Source organism: Microbacterium sp. GQ128 (assembly GCF_059758615.1).
In genome coordinates, this window is the sequence record NZ_JCAXDY010000012.1 from 1 (window position 1) to 1,359 (window position 1,359).

A 1,359-nucleotide genomic window follows, 5' to 3' on the forward strand; every position below is an offset into this window, starting at 1 on the left:
TCATGCGGCGATGTCGAAGCGGGCGCGTCCGCCGAGTCGTGGGGTGCGGGTGGGGTCGACGTGCGGGGGTGGGAGGAACCACACTCGTCCCCCGGTCTGGGGCCTGTCGATGTGGATGTCCCATCCGTTGTCGTGGATGCGGTGGTGACAGGTCTCACACAGCAGGATTCCGTTGGCGAGGTCGGTGGGTCCGTGGTCGCGTTTCCACCAGCGGATGTGGTGCGCTTTCGTGATCTCGGGTGGCAGCCCGCACATCGCACACCCGCCGTCGCGTTCGGCCAGGGCGAGGCGTTGCGCCCGGGTGAACAGGCGTTTCTCCCGCCCCCAGTCCAACACTTCACTGTTCCCGCCGAGGACGCAAGGGATGATCCCACCGCCGGCGGCCATCCGCCGCGCTGCCCCGACACTGACGGGCTGATCCAGACCGTCCACGGTCGCGGAACCGGTGCCGGTTTCGAGGTCCGAGAAGTTCATCCGGACGATCACGGTGGCCCCGGCGACCGGAACCCGCTTGTCGCAGCCGAGGACGTGCGCGCAGAACACCGCGAGCGCGTCGGCTTGGATCATGGGGACCGTGCGCCGGTCCGCATCGGGGGCGTCCGGGTCGGGGGCGTCATTCCGGGCGGCGAACGCGGCGGTCACGAACCCGCGGATCGCGGTCACGATCGGGGCGGCGGTCTCGGCATCCAGTCGCGCGTTCAGGTGCAGCATCCCGCCGCGCTCGAACATCGTCAGCGACCTCTTCCCCCGCCGCTCCTCTTCTTTCGGTTCGACACCGTCGGGGTCCAACCACGCTTCCACCCGCACCACGAGCCGGCGGACATGGTCCAACGCCAGCCCGACGGCGGCCTCGGCCAGTATGCGTTCCGCTTCCGCGACGCGCTCCGCCCCGGCCGCGACCCGGCACCGGTCCAGCATTCCGATGATCATCGCCGCGGCTTGCGCGCTCAGCACGCCCGCGCGCAGTGCTTCCCGCACCAGCGGATACCGTGCCGGCAACCGCGCACCCAACAGGTCCGCCCGCGGCGCCGTCGCCTCCCCGACCTTCACCAACCGGGCCGCATCCCCCGTCGAGACACCCGTGGTCGCGGCGATCAACGCCGCAGCCGTGCGGAACCCCTGCTGCTTCGCAAGACTCTCCGCCCCGAGCTCGGGCCGAGACTCATACGCGATCCGCGCGGCGACCTCGACATGCACCGCATCCACCCGCCGCTGCAACACCCCGATCGCCGCACTGACCGCGACCAGCTCGGACCGGGACAGATCCCCCGCCTCGTCGGCGCCCGCCCACGCCGTGTCGAGGTGACTCATCGCCTCGTGCAACCCGGTCAAAGTGGACATGCTTCATTCTAACCGAGT

The 1,359-nt window shown here is 70.3% G+C and carries 1 protein-coding gene; it reads right to left on the reverse strand.

The genetic code is table 11. The features are described from left to right. Complete coding sequence (locus AC6CHX_RS19500) at positions 1-1,341, reverse strand: DUF222 domain-containing protein (RefSeq protein ID WP_498274310.1); 1,341 nt, start codon at positions 1,339-1,341, stop codon at positions 1-3. Positions 1,342-1,359: the final 18 nt, after the last annotated feature.